Source organism: Streptomyces sp. NPDC085927, assembly GCF_044540975.1.
Taxonomy (GTDB): Bacteria; Actinomycetota; Actinomycetes; order Streptomycetales; family Streptomycetaceae; genus Streptomyces; species Streptomyces hirsutus.
The window spans coordinates 504,280-520,986 of sequence record NZ_JBITSN010000005.1 but is presented as its reverse complement, the minus strand read 5'-3'; the positions used below and the strand labels follow the sequence as shown (position 1 = coordinate 520,986).

The following is a 16,707-nucleotide window of genomic DNA, read 5'->3' as shown; positions in this document are numbered from 1 at the left end:
GGGCCCGCGGCCGAGTCACCACCGACCCGGTGCCCCTGCGGATGATCCGCAGCAGCGCCTGCCTTCGACATCGTCGCTCTCCCGAACCTGAAATCTGTTGGCCGCGCCGCCAGTGTTCGCTGAACGCGCCGATGAGGAATGGACCCCGATCGGCGCGTCGCGGACTGCAGCGGCACGTGCCGCGACCGGCAGCGTTCGCCTTGTCTTGACGGAGTCCGAATCGGTAATCGAGCCGTCGGCATGCGCGACTGGATCTCGCCCCCGACCGGCCAGGGCCAGGATCACGGTGGATCCCGACATCAACAGCCGACCGGCTACGACCTCGAAGGTCCGCGATCAGCCATGGGTATTCAGGCCGTTGTGATCGAGCGCTGCTCGGATCTGGCCGAGCCACTCTGTGCCCAGCCGGCGCCCGTTGGGGAGTTGGTCGCCTCGATCCCAGCGCCACGTTGTGATCATCGCCAGCACGAGGATCCGGCACTCGCGCAGCAGGTCTTGATCGACACCCGGATAGTGCTCGCTGACTTCTTCAGGTGCATGGGCGAGGTCGAATTCGACGGGCCCACGGCAACACGTCTCAAGGTCTATGAACAGCAGCCCGTTCTTCGTGGTGAGCACGTTGCCCGGGTGCGGCTCGCCGTGCAGCAGCTGCTCGGCGCCGCCACGCTCGCGGATCACTCGTCCCAGGTTTCGTAACGCGTCGCCGAGCAGTTCCCGGTCCGCGTCGGCGAGCGCCGGAGTGTGGTCGCGGTTCGCCACGAGTTGTTGAGCCTGCTCGACCCGATCCGTGAAGTGCGGCGTCGGGACATCGAGCTTGCGCATGCCGGCATGCAGCCGCTCGAGCGCATTGGCGTAGTCGGCTGGTGAGACCTCTCGAGGTGTCACTGGTTCGTAGTAGGTCCATAGCGTGACCACGAAGCCATCGCGCTCATGGACGCGTGGCTCCACTCGAGGCTCGAGAACAGCCACAGGGCACCCGGATTCGGCGAGCCGCTGAGCAAGCTCGACTTCGAACTGTGCGACCTGATGTGCTACAGGTGCCACCCGGGCCAGGACGTCACAAGGCAGCAGACGCAGAGCGAGCTTGTTCGAGTCATGAAGAACGATCGCGTCGTCGACTGTCAGGCCAAGTGATGAGGCGGTCGACATGGCCGCGGCCACCGCACGCGGGACCTCTGACGCCTGCATCGTCGCCTGGCCCCTCTCCCTTGCGCACGGCCATAACTTTCCAAGCGGTGCGACCTGCGCACCATACCAAGTTGTCGATGGAGAGCCGCGGTAGCGCGACGGGCAAGGCGCGACTGAATCGGCGATCTGCCCCTTCGGCTGCTCAGCCGACAACCGTCAAACAACGCAAACGATTCCGGTCGCGGCACCAGTGACCTTGGCGCTTGCGCTCGACGCCCGCCCCAGGAAGAGTTTCATCCGGCGGACGCTCATCGGGGCGATGTCGTGTGAGCCAGGGCGGAGGCCCGAGGGATGTGCGTAGTGGATGCGGCGGCCAAAGAGGCTGCCGTCGCTCAGTTCCTCCGCGAGTATCCGCAGACAGGGCAAGCCGAATGCGACCACCCCGCGCTTGTGGGCTGCGCCGATGCCGCCTGGTCGCAGATTCCCGGTTGTCCTGCTGGGATCCCGTTCCTGCTCCGTGGTCTCCTCGATCAAGCCGCCGGCCCCGAGGCCCTGCGCGTGCTGGACAACGTCCTGATGGACAGCGTCTTTCACGCGAGCGCGGCGATGTCGGCTGCCTTGCCCTTCCTGATCCGCCTGGCAGCCGTCCCTGACATCGCGATGCGCCCCGGCCTGGTCGACCTCTTGGTCGTTGCCGCGGAGCTTTCTCAACCCGTCGACGCGGACAACGAACGCCAGGTGCTGCTCCTCGGCAACGACTGCGATCACCCGGAACGTGAATGGTGCAGGACCGCGTTCGCCGCACACGCCTCTGCGCTGTGCGCGTTGTTGGATGACGAGACCCTTCCGGACGGGCTGATCAGCGCAGACGACCGCGAGTGCCTGCTCAAGGCTGTGGAACCGCAGCGAGACCCCTCCTGAACACCGCAGGCCAGCACTTGTGAGGCCCGTGCAACTGTCCCGCAGTGACTGGTGTGATCACGACGTCGGAACCGACCTGGACAATCCCGTTCACCGGGCTGAGCCCGTGCCGGTTCAGCGAACTCGTCACCGCGCCGCGGCGCGAAGGCATGGACCCAGTACACAAGGGCCGGCTCCGGAACCTGCCACTGAAGGACCGCGTGCTGCTGGTCGCCGCCGATTGGCGCATGAACCTGACCCTGCGCCAATCGGTGGGTGACACGGAAACGGACAGATCACCCAGCACGTCAGAGGTTATTTACGGGACGGCCCTTAAAGACCCGTCAGGCCATATCCTTTTCGCCAGCTCCATGTATCCACCCTCTTCTCGGTTCACTGCCAGCGGGTACGGGCCGGTCACTTCTGATCCCGCTTGTACCGTCAGTACCGGAAGAGGGCGGCAATGAGCATGACCGCACCTCCAAGGAGCCATGTGGCGGCGGGGTTACTTGTAAACCCGATTCCGACCACAGCAAGGCTCATCACTGTCCCCTCCCCTGCATGACGCTCGACGTCTTGCCCACCATCGGTCACCGCATACCCGCCACTCGGGTAACTACCCGCGCCTGTAAGGCATTCACCAACCGTCAGTTTGGCTACGGTGTCGGCGTACTCGCGGAAGCGCTCGGTAAGTACGGATGAATGTGCTCACAGGATGAGCGGCGGGGAGAACGCTGATCGATGGGCAAGGGATGCGCTGTCCACCGATGGAGGGTGGGCTCTGGCCCGGCGGTTGGCCCGTCGGATTCTCGTTGAGGAACTGGGTGAGTGGCAGCAGCCCCTTCCGGAGATCATGGTTATCCGATGACGGGCTCTGCTGTTCTCACTGGTCAGGCGGTCTACGGACTCGGCGGCCGTGAGGTTGCGGACCATGTTGCCGAGGCTGATGAAGTAGATCGAGTAGCCGGCCCGGCAGCCCGCGAGGGCGAGGGCGAGGGCGACGGCAATGTGGGTCTTGCCGACTCCAGACGGCCCTGGCAGGGCGGTGTTCGCCTTGGCCTCGACGAACGACAGGGTGGCCAGGTCCTTGACCTTGCGCGGGTCGAGGCCGGGCGACGGTGGAGGCGGCCTTGACCGACTGGGAGTCGACGATCAGCGTCACGGGGCAGCGTCCTTTGCCGGTGTGGATGCGGCGGCGGAGTTGGGCACGGATATAGGTGACCGCTCCGGCCCGGTTCCACCTCCAGAAGAACCCGTGAACCGTCTCCCACGGAGAAGAGTCCGCAGGCAGAGCCCGCCCTCTTTGCGCCATTGTCCACGATCTAGCGGATTGCGTTCACGATCACCCACCCCGCCCCGGACCTCCGACACTCCTTCTCAAAAACCATCAACATCCCAGCCCACAACACTCCCGCCACACCAGCTACCCTCTCTGAAACGACACGATGGCAACGAACGCCGGGCGCCTGAGGGCTTTGATACACGCGTCTCGCTTTTTCGTGGTTGGCGTCTCGGCTGCTTCCTATTCGGCGTGGTCCCTTCAGCGCGCGCCCTTGCCGCCCAGGCCGTTCCGCCCGCAATCCGGTTGCCCGGTGAATCGGGTTGCGAGGTGGTAGACGACGGTGACGTCGTCGTACTGCCGGCCGGGGACGACCCTGTCGGGGAGGTTGGTCCGGTCGCTGTGGGACGTTGATTCACGTTCGCCCGTGCCAGGGAAGCTGACGGCTGTCCGCGGTTCCTCCGCGAATCGGAGGCGTTCGGATCGGACCGTCGCCTGGAACGAGACGTCCGGTTCCGAGTCCTCGCCTCCGCCGACGGCGGACCGACTGGCGCCTTGTGGCCTAGGGGCGTCAGCCGTTCAAGGCGGCTCGTCCCGCCTTTCGGTGGTGCGGCGGGTGGGCCGACGTGGTTCCTTCCCGTCCTCGCCGCGGACCCGGCGCGGGCGGGTGCCGCGGGTGCCGCTCTCGCTCCGGGCGGTCCGGTCCCGGTCTCCGCCGGCGGGCCTGCGCGACGTGCTCGATCCGGCCGACCTCGTTCGGCGCGCGGTGTCGTCTGTCGTCTCGGTGACGTCCTCGACGGCCTCGCCACCCTTCTGCGCAGTGTCGCCCGCGACCTCAGCCACGTCCCCGGCGGTGTCGTCGACAGCCTCACCGACGTCGTCGATGACCTGGCTCGCCCCGGCACCGACGTCCTCCGCCGCTCGCCCGGCGCCCTGACCCACGTCCTGCGCGGCCCTCCCGGCGCCGCGTCCCACGTCCTCGACCGCGCCGCCGGCACCGCGCCCCACGTTTTGTACGGCGGACCCGGCGCCCTGGCCAACGTCCTTGACTGCCCTCCCCGCGCCCGTGCCCAGCTCCCCAACGGCCTGACGGGCGCCGCCACCGACGTCCTGTACGGCGGACCCGACCCCGCGCACCAACTCCTGAACGATCTCCGGGTTGCGATCGAGCGTGGTCAGCACCCGGTTCACAATCGTCACGACGTTGTCGAGACGCACCTTGAGCTGGGCCTGCGCCTCCACGCCCGAAATACCCAGGTGCACCCGGCCGAGCGCGACGTCGGCGCCCACGTTCAACTTCAACAAGTCCAACACCTCGGCCTGCAGTGAGACATGCGCCCGCAGGTTCTCCACGTCCAAGTCGATCTGGTCGACCTTCAGCACAGGAACGTCGAGGAAGACGTCAGGAGCCGCGTCGGCCGTCGCGCGCCTACCGTCCGGCCCACCACCGGGAGCTTCGGTGTCTTCGTGGGCTGTGGCCGCCTCGTCCTCGTTGTAGGGTTCCGGCTCCTCGTCGCCGTACGGCTCCGGCTCGGCGGACCTGTCGACGTCCTCGGTGTTGGGTTCGCCGTCGTCCAGGTCGCGCTCCGCGACGGGGCCCTCGTCCTCCTCGGCGTTGTTGCGCATGGGTCCGCCTCCGTGAGCTCGCCGGATGTTTCGCACCTTTTGAGACAGTATGGCGCACAGGTGTGCGGCGCGATGCTGACGGCCGCGATGGAACCGGAGGGTGGCCGGGAGCGCACAGAAGGTGCCAGGAGGGCGCCCGCGCGAACGGGGCCAAACGGGTGACAGCCGCCGTGGCCGGCTTTGCGGCCACGGATGGTGCTGGAATGCACCAAGGGGCGACTCGATCATGGCAGTCCCGTCGGCAAACCGTCTGGTCAGCCAGGCGAACGCACCGAGGGGGCAACTGTTCGTCACCGAGGCGGGCCGCTGCCGGCCCCAGCCCGAGGACTGAAAGCTCCTGCGCGCCCTCGCCCACCCGCACCGGAATCCCACCGGCCACCGCGATCAAGCCGCACACGCAGGGGCATCGACTCGAAGTGCGGGTCCAGGCGAGCCGCCGGGATAACCCACTCCTCGGCCTGGGACGAGGCGAACAAACTCGTGGATGAGCTGACTCGGGAAGAGCGGAAGAAGCTGTGGGAGTGCAAGCAGCGCATCCTTGCGGGCGAAGCGCAAAAGCGGCTTCAGTCAAAGTAGCCGTCCCCATCCCGTCCCGTGCCACACTGGCATGGGCCCGCTGCGCATCCCCCGTCGCAGCGGGCCGTTCGCCTGTCCATCCCCAGTCGCAGCCGATGCCGTCGCGGTCGAGGTGACTGCCGGAGTCGGCGGCGGGCTTCGCGGTAACCGTCTCCCTTACCTCAACCTCCACGGTCGGCGCAGGCTCGGGTTTCACGGTCGGCGTGGCTGTCATGGTCGCGGCGACGGTGGCCGTCGGCTGGGCTCGGGCCACGGTCAGCAGAACATCGAAGGCACCCGCGCCAAGCTGAAACGCCTGGCCAAGCTCGGCTTCCTTACCAAGGTCGACACCGGTAGCTTCGCCAGGAAGCAGTAACCGCCCGAGTACCGCGCTCAGTTGCACCGACTCAGCCTCACCCGAGAACGACGTACTCCACGAACCGTCTTCTGACAGGTCGGATAAGGCAGGTGCCGAGCGTTACTGCGTACCGCTCGATGGCGATCGGAAGCGGGCCACGATCTGGTGTGCGTATTGATCGTCCGGGCCGGGGTCGTGGACCGCTTGATGGACCTCTTGGGTCCGACTCGTCTCACACAGCAGCCGAACAAGGACGTACAGGGCACCACGATCACCGTTTTTGACGCGGTTGCGCAGCGCCGCCTCCCTCCCCCGCTCGCGAAGCGATGTGTTGAGTCTCCGACGTGCGTGGACATCCGTGAGAGCGCGCTCCGTGGGTTCCGAGAGCCGTTCTGCACAGGCGAGCAAATCCATGTGCCACAGATGGCTGTCGTGCCTGTAGGGATCGGTGGAGTAGCACTCGGCATGGGCGCTTACCAACGCGATGGCTGCACCCCCATTCCGGCGCTGTTCTCCGCTGCCTGGGCCTGCTCGGACCACTCCATAGGACGAGTATCGCGTAGCGCTGCCTCGTACAGCGTCGTGGGAGTGGTCGCCGACGAACGTCCGCCAGGATCCAGCACCCACTGCTGCCTGTCGAATCCTTTCAAAACGCCCTCTCGCTACTCTTGGCGCAGCCCGCATCGACGGCATCCGCGACCTCCACGTCATCCAGGGCCGCCGGACGGCCACAGCATGCCTGGATGACGGGCACATCACACCCGACCTGCGGAAACCCACACGTCAGATACGGAAAGCAACGGCTTCTCACCCAAGGGAGGAGATTCGGGTTCATGCAGTCGCAACCGGTCCCATCCGCCTGTGCCGAGGCAAGAACCACGGTGCTGCTCGCTTCAACGACACAGAGCCACCGCCTCACCCCGGAGGTGTGATGTCGGAAAAAAGGGCGAGCAATAAGTGGAGCAGACCCACTTGAGGCGAGGAGTGTACGCGCATGGGAACCGTCGTCCACGTCCCGCAGACCCGGGACATGATCGGGGACGAACTCTCCGGCGACGAGGCGTTCGCCGCGCTGCGGCACTACGGAAGTCTGCGGCTGCTCACCGACTCCTTCGCCCGCTTCCGCTATGCGGACGGGTTCACCAACGCCCGGGCGCTCGCCTTCCAAGTCGTCCTCGGCCTGGTGCCCTGCACCGTGGCGTTGGTGGGCCTGGCGACCTCGGTGCACACCGAGAGTGTGGGCCGGGTCATCGAACTCACCCTCGGCCGGATCGTGCCCGGTGCCAGCGCCGGCCTCGTCCAGGACGCCTTCGACGGGACGCGGCGCAGTGCCCACCACGACCTCGGGGCCACGCTGGCCCTGTGGCTCGGTCTGGGCTTCGCCCTGCTGAACCTCGCCTCGGCCATGGGCCAGATCGAGCGGGGCGCCAACCGCATCTATGGCATAGAACGCGATCGTCCCTTCCCTCGTAAATACGGCAGGGCCATCCTCCTCGCGTTCACGGCCGGTCTGCCGCTGGTGCTCGGTTTCGTCGTGCTCGTCGCCGGCGACGCCGTCGGCGACGCGGTGGCCCGCGTGGTCGGGGGTCCGGGCAGCGACACGGGGTGGTGGGGCGCGCTCGACCTGCCGGTGGGGCTGGCGCTGGCGTGGGTCGCCTCCGCGGTGATCTTCCGCTGGTCGCCCCGACGGGTCCAGCCCGGCTACACGTGGCTGGCTTTCGGCTCAGCCGTTCATCTCCTGCTATGGGTCGCGGCGACGTGGCTGCTCGCACTCTACGTCGAGGGGAGCGGCGCGTTCGGTGCCCTGTACGGGCCGCTCACCGCTTTCGTGGCCCTGCTGCTGTGGGCCAACCTCACCGCCGTCGTTCTCTTCCTCGGCATCGCGTTCGCGGCCCAGTTGGAGGCGGCGCGTGCCGGTATCGACACCGCGGTACGGCCGGACCCCGGGCCGGGCCGCTGACCGTCGAGGGGACACGCCGCGCCGGTACGAGGCGTGCCGTTGCCGTGTTGTCAGTTCTGCAGCCCCTGCCACGGCAGCCCGCCCACCACCATGTCCCCCCACTCAGCCCCTCCCCACATGACGAACACACCGCTCGGAAGCCGTTGCCCTTCCGAATGACACCGCCGCATTTCCGCTGGTCAGGCATGAGGCTGGTACTTCGGCGGAGTGATGACGTGTCGTGGGCACACTCCTCGCGCCGCATCCGCGTCGAGCACGCCATTGCCCACCTGACGAACTGGCGGGCCCTCGTCCGCCACCACGGCCGCCGCGAGCACATGAGCGACATTCGCGTCCTGGGCCGACCTGCTGCGCGACTGCCGCCGGCGCGGCATGCAAGATCCCGAGCTCGTCGTCGGCGACGGCGCCATGGGACTGTGGGAGGCGCTCGCTGAGGTGTTCCCGGCCGCCCGCCTCCAGCGCTGCTGGGTCCGCAAAACCCGGAACGTGATCAACGCCCTCCCGAAGTCCGCGCAGCCCGGAGCGAAGAAGGCCTTGCAGGAGATCTACAACGCCGAGGACCGGCAACACGCCGAGAAGGCCATCGCCGCGTTCGCCAGGACGTACGGCGCGAAGTGGCCCAAGGCCGTCCAGAAGAGCGCCGACGACACGGACGAACTGCTCGCCTTCTATGACTTCCCCGTCGAGCACTGGATCCACCTGCGTACCACGAACCCGATCGAGTCGACCTTCTCGACCGTCAAGCTCCGCACCAGGGTCACCCGCAGCGCGGGCAGCCCGGCCGCCGCACTCGCCATGGTCTTCAAGCTCGCCGAATCCGCCCAGGCCCGCTGGCGCGCGATCACCGCACCCCACCTCGTTGCCCTCGTCCGCGCCGGAGCCCGCTTCGAAGGCGGTCACCTGGCCGAACGCAGCGAAGAGATCGCCGTATGAACCAGCCGCCCACCAATGCGGCGTCGCTTCCTACGCCCGGCAAGGTGAGCGTCCTCACCGGCCCGCGCGGCGCGGGAAAGAGCACAGTGGCGCGTTTGCCGGCCGACCGGCTGTCGCCCAGCGTCCACCTGCTCTCCACCCGCTCCACGGGTGTGCAGCACCTGCGGGCGGTTCTCCATATCCGCACCACCAAAGCTCCGGTCCCTGGGTACCTGGGTACCTGGGCACCTGGGCACCTGGGCACCTGGGCACCTGGGCACCTGGGACGGCAACGGACCCACGTGCGTTCACATGCGGTCAGGCTCGGCGTTTCCACGACGGGTCGCGGCCCGCCAGTCCCAGAGCGCGGTCAAACAGCGGCGCAGTCGCAGGCACGCTGACTTCGGGGCCGAACGCCCCGTACCGCCTGGCCATCTCGGCCTTGCCGGCGATATCCTCGTACAGCGCCGCCGCGAGTTCCTCGTCCACGTTCAGCTTCTGCCCGGTCGCCACCGCCAGGTCCCAGCCGTGCAGCAGCCACTCGCCCAGCACGATCCCACCGATGAAGCGGGCCGGCATCCGCCCGCTCCCGGTCAGCGCCGTCTCGCCGACCCACGCCCGCGGATCGCTCCAGACGGCGGCTGTCGCCGCCGACCGGGCGGCATACGCCTCGGCCCAATCCGGCTCCGCGGTGAAGTCATGTCCCTCCGCCACCTCATCCGGCCGGGCCTGTGGAGGCTGCTTCAGTCCCGCGGCGTGCCCCCGCACGCTGGTCCAGAAGATCAGGTGATTCAGGAGTGCCCCGACCTTCAGCTCCGGGCACGGTGTGCTTCCGCCGAACTCGTCCGGCCCGATCCCGCGCACGATGTCCATCGCCGCTTCCGAGGCCCGGGCCATCACAGATCTCGTCTCCGTGCCATCCCTTCCCCACTTGCCCTCAGGCATAGTGGACAGGAGGACGATGACGGGTATTGAACAAAAGCGACAGCGGGCCATCCTCGACCCGCACACCGCGGCGGAGCGGTTCCGGCTCGACCACGAGCCGACTCCGGCGGATCTGACCCCATTCGTGGACGGTTACCGGCTCCTGCCGCACGAGGCCGCGTTCGGTAACGGGTGGACTCCCGTGCCGCTGGAGCTGTCCGGCTTCACCGAACCTCGCTGAACCAGGGAACTGTCGGCACGGGGGCCGGCCTCCGCTACGTGTCGCCCACATCATGGCCCGGCTCCCGCGAACACGCCGCGGCAGCCCAGGCCTGGCCCGCGCAGGGATCCAGGTTCACGGAGTTGCAACCGACCCCATCCGCCTGTGCCGAGGCGAGAACCCACGATGGTCAGCTCTGGCCCTTCCTCTTCCAGGGCGCCTACTGCATCACCTGCTGATGAGGGTGGTCGAAGGAGTCGGGACACAGGTAGACCTGCAGGGTGTAGCCGCGGCCGATCGAGATCATCGTAGGTTCGTGGGAACGCGGATACAGCGGCTGTTGCGTCGGGGGTGGTTCCTCCTGCGGGCACCAACTGCCCGTGCCTCCGTCCCATTCGGAGCTGTCCACCGTCAGGAAAGGACGCATCGTGCTGCCGCAGTCCTGGCAGAGGATCGGCCAGGGGTCGCAGAAGCTCCAGTTGCCCCACCCGCCGAGTTTCCAGCCGGGCGCCACGGCGAGGTCACCGTGGTAGTCGTACAGGCGGCCCTCCTCCCAGGCGTGGATCCGCCTGCGCAGGTCCTCCTCCAGTTCGTGCGGGGCGGGGTACTCGATGACCGTCTCGGGGTGGAGGGGACACGGCTCCGGCAGCGCCTCGCCCTCACTGACCACAGCAGGCGGCGGGGTATCCCGTACAGCGCCGACGGTCTCGGCCGAGCGCCAGCGCAGTTGCACCCCCGGCATGCAGTCCTCACCGTGCTCGAAGGAGCACCAGAGGACCTGCAGCAGGTCGGTGCCGGGCGGGCGGGGCAGTGAGGGGACGTCGCGGGCGTGGACCTGTAGTACCGGCAGCAGGGGCACGGGGCCGTCGACGGGCAGACGCACGCCCGTGTATCCAAGGCCCTCGACAAAGGCGCGTTCGTCGGGGGTGAGGAAGTCGGTTCCCCGGGTTCTGGGGCGGGCCCAGCCTTCGGTGAGGATGCGTCGCTGCTTGCGCAGGTCGTCCGGGTGGTAACCGACCAGCCAGGGGCCCGTGTGCTCCGGACAGGTGGGCCAGGGTTCATCCGCAGGCCACAGCAGCGGCCCGCCCACGGAGCTGGCGGCCGCCGTCGGCGCGCCCGGTCGCGGGTGCAGACGAACGGCGGGGCGCGCCAGCGGCACCAGTTCTGGGAATACTGCGGTGATGTCGACGGGGCGGGGCGGTGTAGTGCGTGGCATGGCGTGAGGCTAGCGGCCAGGTCCGACAGTGCCCGTGCCTGTCGGCCACGGCCGGGGTACGGGACCTGCGCAGACGGACGACGGCGTTGCGGCGTCCGCTCCTCTTCCAGCGCAGGGCGGCGCCCATGACACCGGAGCAGAGGGCGGCCGCCGGCCAGGGGCCGTGGACGCTGTCGAGTTGGCTGTGCTGCTTCGACCCGACCGAAAATGGGGCCGGTGACGATCGCAGCCGGTGGCGGCACGCAGGCACCGATGCATCGGAAGGCGGCCGGGTTCAGGTGGCCACCACCGGCCGGCCGTTCGGCAACGGTTCGTTGTCCTGGCTGGTTGAGGCCGGCGGCGGCGCGGATCTCGCCCATGGGCCGTGAGCATTACACACCGCGTGCGGCACGACTGGAGTAGCGGCTGACAAATCAAGAACGCGAACTACGGCTGGAGTACCAACGGCCCGTCGTCTCCAGCGAGCGAGGTCCATAACGGTGCTGCGGGGGCGAACAAATGGAGCAGTTCCGCCGCCCGTCGTTCGTTCGCCTCATTCTCTATCCGCACCCGGGCCCGGGTGACGTGGATGCCGCCCACGTCCACACGCTCAACGTCCAGCTGTCAGCCAATCAGCCCGTAGAAGCCATCGCCGTGGACACCTTCTCCAGCGGCACGCCGAGGTCCAACGGGAGCTCCGGTACGCCAACTCTGGCTGCTCTCAGTGCTTTTCACCCCACCTGCGTGCAGCACCCTACTTCTGCCGTGCCTCGCCGCGGGCCTGCTGAAAGGCGTCGGAGATCGTCTGCGCGGCACCGGACAGAACTCCCTTGGTCATGCCGCGGGCCCCCGACTCGTTGATGCGTCCCGGGAGTTCGGCGAGCCCGGCCGGCTTGCGCGGTCCCGCCTCCAGATCGAGACGGTTGCACGCCTCGGCGAAGCGCAAGTAGGTGTCGACACTTGCCACCACGACCCGAATGTCGATCTTGAGTATCTCGATACCGACCAGCGAGACCCGCACGAACGCGTCAATCACCAGCCCTCGGTCAAGAATCAGTTCCAGTACGTCATACAGGCCGCTGGAGCCTCCCCCACCGCCCTGCTGCGCAACCACAGTCATCACGATCAGCCCCTTCCCTATCCCATGTGGCCCCGCTCGGAGGTTCCCCTCATGTCCGGCCGCTGGAATCCGGGAACGTGATGGCAGCCCCGAAGAAGCCCGTGGTTCCCGGCTGCTGGACAGTCAGCATGTCCCCGCGCGAGCAACCGCCTTGTCATACACCTCGAATAACCCGTAACCACACACTCACGCCCTGCGCTACCTGTCTGGTTCCTGGAAAGCCCGCCCATCACCCGGGATCAGCCAGTGGTGACAGCCGGAGCCCGGCTGCCAGCCGTACCGGTCTGCTTCCCCGCGCCGAGGCAGTTCACCAGGGGTGCACGGATGTGAGGAGGCCGACGCCGGGCCATAAGGGGACTCCGGCTTCCACCTGCAACAGGTGACTGCCGATCGTGGCGAGGACCTCGCTGCGATCGGCCGGCCCGCATGCCCGATAGCGGCCGGTTGCGGGGTCGAGGATACGGACCTGGCTGTAGGGACCGGTACGCACCAGTGCGCGGGCGATGGGCGGCAGGTCGAGGCTGAGCACGTCGCAGCCTCGGGCCTGGATCAGGCACACCAGGTCTGAAGGTCCTACGGGAGAAGCTGCCGAGAGCCCGAAGTCGTCCGAGTCGTTGGTGGCCCTGTTGGTCCTGCGAGGCACTGGCCGAGGAGTTCGCTACCCAGGCCGGGGGTTGCCGCGCCACGGGGCGAAGGCGTGCAGGGACCGTGCCGCCCGGGGCACCGTGCGGGGCCCGCGCCGGCTCGGGAACCGGTGCGGGCCCCGCCCGTCCATCATCCCCCGACGCCCGGCCGCAACAGCATCACATCGCCGAGGGTCCTCCATCGGGGTGCGGCCGGTGGAGCGCCGCAGCCTGCCAGGATCGCGGTCCCGCCGGTCCGCGGCCGCGTCGGCAGCCCGCGCCGCAGACCTCATTCACTCTTCGCCGATCACGGCTACGACCACGACATCTACCGAGACCAGGTCCGTGACCGCGGCCTCGTGCCGGCCATCGCCCGCCGCGGCACCTGGCACGCCACCGGCCTCAGCATCTGCCGGTGGGTGGTCGAGCGTACTTTTGCCTGGCTGCACGGCTTCCGGCGCCTGCGCATCCGCTGGGAACGACGCGACGACATCCACGAAGCCTTCCTCGGCCTCGCCACCTGCCTCATCACCCACCGACACGTCCAACGCCTTTGTTAGGACCTCTTAGCCCCGCGAGCCCGGCGGCGCCGCGGCCCGGGCGTCGGCGAGGTGATCGTCACGAGCAGCTCTCCTCGGCGGTGTCGTGTCTTCCCGGTGTGCGTTCGGTGCGGAACAGGCGACTGACGAGAACAGACTAAAGGCGCATACCGGGCACCCTAAACAATTCCCGTACGCGCTCCATCCGATGTAGTGAACTGCGCAGTTCAGAAGGGTTTTTCGTCCGGATTGCCCCTCATGATGGCGTCCTCTCGCCCGTCCCTTCCACAAGGAGTACGACCATGTCCGCGACGACTGAGCCCAACGTCGGTATCTTCACCCTCGGCGGTCCGCTGACCACCGAACCCGCCGAACCGATCGAGGTACCGGAGCGCGAGGAATGGGCCCTGCCGAACGGCTTCGCCTGGGTGTTCCCCGGTGAGGGCAACCGCGGTGGTCTCGTCCGGCCCGTGATCATGGCCGACGGTTTCAATCTCGGCCGGAGCAGGCTCGACACGCTCTACCAAGGGCTGGAGAGCGGCTTCCCGTTCATCTCCGAGCTGCGCCGGCGCGGCAGGGATGTGATCCTGCTCGGCTTCGAGGAGCGCAGCGCGTCGATCCTGGACAACGCTCAGGCGGCCGAGGCCGCCATCATGCGGGCCATCGCCGAGCAGTTGGGGGACGCCCGCCTGGTCGTCGGCGGCTTCAGCATGGGCGGCGTGGTCACCCGCTACGCACTCGCCCATCTGGAGACGCAGCGGATGGACCACCGGACCGGGCTGTACTTCTCCTATGACAGCCCGCACCGCGGCGCTTCCATCCCGGTCGGCGTGCAGGCGTTCTCGCACTTCATCCCCTTCCCGAACAATTTCGCGAAGCAGATGAACAGCCCGGCCGCGCGCCAGATGCTGTGGCGGCACTACGACAAGGACACCGGCAAGGTCGGGGTCGCCCCGGAGCGCACTGAGTTCCTGACGGCCCTGGACCGGGTCGGTAACTGGCCGCAGATCCCGATGACGATCGGCGTGGCGAACGGTCGCGGCGACGGGGTCGGCCTGCCGGACGTGAAGCCCGGCGAAGTCGCGCTGCGGGTCGACCGGATTTACCCGGGCACCACCTTCTACACCCAGGCCCAGGGCGACGACGCGACGGCCGCCTACCTGAACCGGAGGTTCCCGAAGGCCGAGAAGACCATCACGACCAGCGGCTTCCCGGAACTGGACGGCGCGCCGGGCGGAACCCTGCACACCTACAAGATCCTCGCCGATGCGATGGAGCATCTCGGCGGCAAGGCGGACCTGCGGCACGAGGACGTGTGCTTCGTCCCCTCGGTCAGCGCGGTCGCGGTCCGCGACATCGACAAGCAGGACGACCTGTACGTGAACATCAACGGACTGGCCCCGGAGGAGAGCGAGCTCGACGACTTCCTCTGTTCGTCCACGACCACCGCGCACACGGCCATCACCGAGGAGCTGTGCACCTGGCTCATGGACCGGCTCCCCGACTGATTGCCGGGCACTGACCGGGGCCGCTGTCCGCTCACGTCGGGCGGACGGCGGCTCTTTCGTTGAGCCGCGCTCTGACCAGCCCGCTCAACCTTCGTTGAGAAAGCACCCGACCCGACCTGTCTTCGGTGAGAACGCTCGACCTTCGCTGCGAGGGATCACTCACCCGCAGGGATTGCTGTCTGGCCAACGCATCACAGAATCGAATGCGTGAACGATCCAGGTGCTGCACGTCTCGCGCTGCTGCGCTCCCTGGAGCGCGTGCAGCCGCGTGACCTGGAACGCGCCCGACGGTGGATCGCCGACGAAGAACGCCACGAAGCCGAACGGCAGCGCGGCATCGACGACGGCGCCCGTCTCCCGTCGTACCGCCTCCGTCACACGAATCATGCGCCTGTGGGCATCCCGCGGTGATCGTTCCTCATGCCAGCGGGCTGTCGGCCAAGGACGCGAGCAGCTGGGCGGGGTCGTCGTAGACCGCCCGCGCGCCCGCCTCCTCCAGGTCGGCGCGCGGGATCCCGCCGCACAGCACGCCGACACAGTGCACCCCGGCGTTACTGCCCGCCTTCATGTCCCACACGGTGTCACCGACGAACACCGCGCGCTCGGCGGGCACCCCCGCCAGCTCCAGGGCGTGTTCGACGGGTTCGGCGGCCGGTTTGCCCTGCTCCACGTCGTCGGCGCTGGCCGTGGCCTTGATCGCATCGTCCGCGTCGATCGCCCGGCGCAACGCGGACAGCTCCGAGCCCCCGGCGGAGGTGGCGAGCACCACCGTCCAGCCGTCCTGGTCGAGGCGGCGCAGCAGCCGACCGGCGTCCCGCAGCGCGGGCAGCCGGTCGAAGTACTGCCCGTAGAGGGCCTTGTGGGCGGCGCTCAGCTCCTCGTCCAGGTCCTTGTCCCGGTCGTCCCCGAGCAGATGGGCGACGAGGTCGCCGGAGGCAAGCCCGACGGCCCGGTGGATCGCGTGCATCGGCACTTGGTGGCCCGTCTGCCGGAACGCCTCCCACCAGGTGGTCACGTGGAGGTGGTTGGTGTCGACGAGGGTTCCGTCGACGTCGAACAGGGCAGCTCGTTCCATGCGCGGGCCCCTTCCTCTCTGTCGTCGTGTGCCGCGAACGTGTGTCGTCCTGTGGGTCACGGACGTCCGCGTCGATACGGGTTCCACGTCAGGGGCTCGTCACTCCGACCGGAGTGCAACGTGGCGCGGCGGCCAGGAGACGGCTGCTCACCGCCGGTGCGCGGACTCCGTCCACAGGCCCCGCCCCGAGCATCGCTCGTGAGGCTGCCGCGATCAGCGAGGCGGCCCGTGCGTGAGGAGCCTTCATGCCCGACACCACCACGCCGCTCGCTCCGATGCCCCCTGACGCGGCCATCAGCGCCTTCTACTACCTCCGGACCGTCCGGGCCGGCGTCGTCGAAGCCGTCCGCGAGTTCGCCGGCGCCGAGCCGCGTATGCCGCGCTGCTCGTGGACGTCGCCGAACGGATCGTCGCCCCGATCACCGCGCTGCCGGGCCCGGACGCGGGCGGGCCGTGCGAGGACACCTTCCCCTGGAAGCCCTCGGGCGCGTCTTCGTGACCTCTCTGCGGACCTGGGCGCAGGCCGGGCCGGACGCGGCGGAGGGCCCACCCGCAGCTGGCCGACACGCCGCTGCTCTCCGCGAAGCGGATCCTGATCACCTCCCATCGATGGGCGAACAAGATGGTCCACGTCCTCACTCCCTTGGTCGCTCCTCTGCTGTCCGCGAACCCTGATGCCTGGAGGGCGACCGCCGCTCGACACCCGGGCCTGGGTGACCGTGGGATCGGATGAATCATGATGCGCCGCCGTCTTCAGAGCCGGCCCGGCTCGTCGGCCGTTACTC

General features: G+C 68.3%; 14 protein-coding genes and 4 pseudogenes. 9 read left to right on the top strand and 9 right to left on the bottom strand.

What is annotated here, in order from left to right; all coding sequences use genetic code 11:
* Positions 1-336: 336 nt before the first annotated feature.
* The gene (locus ACIF80_RS16990) at positions 337-1,188 is read right to left on the bottom strand and encodes a phosphotransferase enzyme family protein (protein WP_399805120.1); all 852 of its coding nucleotides are present in this window, start codon (positions 1,186-1,188) and stop codon (positions 337-339) included.
* A gap of 300 nt (positions 1,189-1,488) precedes the next feature.
* On the opposite strand from ACIF80_RS16990, the gene ACIF80_RS16985 reads away from it, so the two are divergent.
* Positions 1,489-2,049: a hypothetical protein gene (locus ACIF80_RS16985; RefSeq protein WP_399805117.1), complete on the top strand. Its 561-nt coding sequence runs from the start codon at positions 1,489-1,491 to the stop codon at positions 2,047-2,049.
* A gap of 44 nt (positions 2,050-2,093) precedes the next feature.
* A pseudogene (locus ACIF80_RS16980) lies at positions 2,094-2,297 on the top strand (IS5/IS1182 family transposase); the annotation flags it as partial.
* A gap of 613 nt (positions 2,298-2,910) precedes the next feature.
* Here the strand turns inward: ACIF80_RS16980 and ACIF80_RS16975 are convergent.
* Both ACIF80_RS16975 and ACIF80_RS16970 read right to left on the bottom strand, forming a co-directional pair.
* Positions 2,911-3,135, bottom strand: a pseudogene (locus tag ACIF80_RS16975) (ATP-binding protein); the annotation flags it as partial.
* A 751-nt stretch (positions 3,136-3,886) separates the two neighbouring features.
* Positions 3,887-4,933 carry a hypothetical protein gene (locus tag ACIF80_RS16970; RefSeq protein ID WP_399805114.1) on the bottom strand — a complete coding sequence of 349 codons (1,047 nt, stop codon included), beginning with the start codon at positions 4,931-4,933 and terminating at the stop codon, positions 3,887-3,889.
* 607 nt (positions 4,934-5,540) lie between these two features.
* Between ACIF80_RS16970 and ACIF80_RS16965 the strand changes: the two genes are divergently transcribed.
* The 3 genes and pseudogenes from ACIF80_RS16965 to ACIF80_RS16955 all read left to right on the top strand — a co-directional run.
* The gene (locus tag ACIF80_RS16965; protein WP_399805111.1) at positions 5,541-5,864 is read left to right on the top strand and encodes a hypothetical protein; all 324 of its coding nucleotides are present in this window, start codon (positions 5,541-5,543) and stop codon (positions 5,862-5,864) included.
* A gap of 976 nt (positions 5,865-6,840) precedes the next feature.
* Positions 6,841-7,806 carry a YihY/virulence factor BrkB family protein gene (locus ACIF80_RS16960; protein ID WP_399805108.1) on the top strand — a complete coding sequence of 322 codons (966 nt, stop codon included), beginning with the start codon at positions 6,841-6,843 and terminating at the stop codon, positions 7,804-7,806.
* 333 nt (positions 7,807-8,139) lie between these two features.
* Positions 8,140-8,739: pseudogene (locus tag ACIF80_RS16955) on the top strand (transposase); the annotation flags it as partial.
* A gap of 297 nt (positions 8,740-9,036) precedes the next feature.
* Here the strand turns inward: ACIF80_RS16955 and ACIF80_RS16950 are convergent.
* Positions 9,037-9,615: a TIGR03086 family metal-binding protein gene (locus tag ACIF80_RS16950; RefSeq protein WP_399805105.1), complete on the bottom strand. Its 579-nt coding sequence runs from the start codon at positions 9,613-9,615 to the stop codon at positions 9,037-9,039.
* A 64-nt stretch (positions 9,616-9,679) separates the two neighbouring features.
* On the opposite strand from ACIF80_RS16950, the gene ACIF80_RS16945 reads away from it, so the two are divergent.
* A complete protein-coding gene (locus tag ACIF80_RS16945; protein WP_399805102.1) occupies positions 9,680-9,883 on the top strand; it encodes a hypothetical protein in 204 nt (67 codons plus the stop codon).
* Between the two features lie 199 nt (positions 9,884-10,082).
* On the opposite strand, the gene ACIF80_RS16940 is transcribed toward ACIF80_RS16945, so the two are convergent.
* Positions 10,083-11,078 carry a hypothetical protein gene (locus tag ACIF80_RS16940; RefSeq protein WP_399805100.1) on the bottom strand — a complete coding sequence of 332 codons (996 nt, stop codon included), beginning with the start codon at positions 11,076-11,078 and terminating at the stop codon, positions 10,083-10,085.
* A gap of 125 nt (positions 11,079-11,203) precedes the next feature.
* On the opposite strand from ACIF80_RS16940, the gene ACIF80_RS16935 reads away from it, so the two are divergent.
* Positions 11,204-11,446, top strand: a complete 243-nt coding sequence (locus tag ACIF80_RS16935; protein ID WP_399805097.1) for a hypothetical protein — start codon at positions 11,204-11,206, stop codon at positions 11,444-11,446.
* Positions 11,447-11,811: 365 nt separating this feature from the next.
* On the opposite strand, the gene gvpJ is transcribed toward ACIF80_RS16935, so the two are convergent.
* Both gvpJ and ACIF80_RS16925 read right to left on the bottom strand, forming a co-directional pair.
* Positions 11,812-12,177 carry a gas vesicle protein GvpJ gene (gene gvpJ, locus ACIF80_RS16930; protein WP_399805307.1) on the bottom strand — a complete coding sequence of 122 codons (366 nt, stop codon included), beginning with the start codon at positions 12,175-12,177 and terminating at the stop codon, positions 11,812-11,814.
* Positions 12,178-12,484: 307 nt separating this feature from the next.
* Positions 12,485-12,736 carry a hypothetical protein gene (locus tag ACIF80_RS16925; RefSeq protein WP_399805094.1) on the bottom strand — a complete coding sequence of 84 codons (252 nt, stop codon included), beginning with the start codon at positions 12,734-12,736 and terminating at the stop codon, positions 12,485-12,487.
* A 306-nt stretch (positions 12,737-13,042) separates the two neighbouring features.
* Here ACIF80_RS16925 and ACIF80_RS16920 point away from each other — a divergent pair.
* Both ACIF80_RS16920 and ACIF80_RS16915 read left to right on the top strand, forming a co-directional pair.
* Positions 13,043-13,360, top strand: a pseudogene (locus tag ACIF80_RS16920) (transposase); the annotation flags it as partial.
* A gap of 281 nt (positions 13,361-13,641) precedes the next feature.
* Positions 13,642-14,847: an esterase/lipase family protein gene (locus ACIF80_RS16915; RefSeq protein WP_399805091.1), complete on the top strand. Its 1,206-nt coding sequence runs from the start codon at positions 13,642-13,644 to the stop codon at positions 14,845-14,847.
* A 159-nt stretch (positions 14,848-15,006) separates the two neighbouring features.
* Here ACIF80_RS16915 and ACIF80_RS16910 read toward each other — a convergent pair whose 3' ends face one another.
* Both ACIF80_RS16910 and ACIF80_RS16905 read right to left on the bottom strand, forming a co-directional pair.
* On the bottom strand, positions 15,007-15,234 hold the full coding sequence (locus tag ACIF80_RS16910; protein WP_399805088.1) for a hypothetical protein: 228 nt from the start codon (positions 15,232-15,234) through the stop codon (positions 15,007-15,009).
* Positions 15,235-15,265: 31 nt separating this feature from the next.
* Positions 15,266-15,922 carry an HAD family hydrolase gene (locus ACIF80_RS16905; RefSeq protein WP_399805085.1) on the bottom strand — a complete coding sequence of 219 codons (657 nt, stop codon included), beginning with the start codon at positions 15,920-15,922 and terminating at the stop codon, positions 15,266-15,268.
* Positions 15,923-16,707 lie beyond the last annotated feature (785 nt).

Bases quoted from the DNA above. Each gene is read 5' to 3' on its own strand.
- ACIF80_RS16990 (WP_399805120.1), bottom strand. From the start codon at position 1,188: ATGCAGGCGTCAGAGGTCCCGCGTGCGGTGGCCGCGGCCATGTCGACC.
- ACIF80_RS16970 (WP_399805114.1), bottom strand. From the start codon at position 4,933: ATGCGCAACAACGCCGAGGAGGACGAGGGCCCCGTCGCGGAGCGCGAC.
- ACIF80_RS16965 (WP_399805111.1), top strand. From the start codon at position 5,541: ATGGGCCCGCTGCGCATCCCCCGTCGCAGCGGGCCGTTCGCCTGTCCA.
- ACIF80_RS16960 (WP_399805108.1), top strand. From the start codon at position 6,841: ATGGGAACCGTCGTCCACGTCCCGCAGACCCGGGACATGATCGGGGAC.
- ACIF80_RS16950 (WP_399805105.1), bottom strand. From the start codon at position 9,615: ATGGCCCGGGCCTCGGAAGCGGCGATGGACATCGTGCGCGGGATCGGG.
- ACIF80_RS16945 (WP_399805102.1), top strand. From the start codon at position 9,680: ATGACGGGTATTGAACAAAAGCGACAGCGGGCCATCCTCGACCCGCAC.
- ACIF80_RS16940 (WP_399805100.1), bottom strand. From the start codon at position 11,078: ATGCCACGCACTACACCGCCCCGCCCCGTCGACATCACCGCAGTATTC.
- ACIF80_RS16935 (WP_399805097.1), top strand. From the start codon at position 11,204: ATGACACCGGAGCAGAGGGCGGCCGCCGGCCAGGGGCCGTGGACGCTG.
- gvpJ (WP_399805307.1), bottom strand. From the start codon at position 12,177: ATGACTGTGGTTGCGCAGCAGGGCGGTGGGGGAGGCTCCAGCGGCCTG.
- ACIF80_RS16915 (WP_399805091.1), top strand. From the start codon at position 13,642: ATGTCCGCGACGACTGAGCCCAACGTCGGTATCTTCACCCTCGGCGGT.
- ACIF80_RS16910 (WP_399805088.1), bottom strand. From the start codon at position 15,234: ATGATTCGTGTGACGGAGGCGGTACGACGGGAGACGGGCGCCGTCGTC.
- ACIF80_RS16905 (WP_399805085.1), bottom strand. From the start codon at position 15,922: ATGGAACGAGCTGCCCTGTTCGACGTCGACGGAACCCTCGTCGACACC.